Genomic DNA, 283 nt, shown 5'->3' on the forward strand with positions numbered 1-283 from the left:
TCTTAAATTAACTCGATTACCTCTGTCTTCTGTTGAAAAATTAATCGACTTAAAAGATGCTGAACAAAAAGAAAATGAACAACGAAAAAAAGAAGCTGATAATCCTCCATTTGTACAAATTTATAAAGGAATGGGGTTAAAAGCTTTACAACTATTAATTAAAGATAATCAGTTAGCTAGTGAAATTTTGGTCTTTTTTTAGATAATATGAACAATAACAATCTAGTAATGGATTCACAACAACTTTTAAGCAAAGAATTCGGAAAAGGTAGAACAACAATAT

The 283-nt window shown here is 27.6% G+C and carries 1 protein-coding gene; it reads left to right on the forward strand.

All coding sequences use genetic code 11. The features are described from left to right. A partial coding sequence (locus tag FE392_RS22455; protein ID WP_319931900.1) for a hypothetical protein occupies nucleotides 1–202 on the forward strand: 202 nt, incomplete at its 5' end. Nucleotides 203–283 lie beyond the last annotated feature (81 nt).

Source organism: Xenorhabdus santafensis (genome assembly GCF_033949405.1).
GTDB lineage: Bacteria > Pseudomonadota > Gammaproteobacteria > Enterobacterales > Enterobacteriaceae > Xenorhabdus > Xenorhabdus santafensis.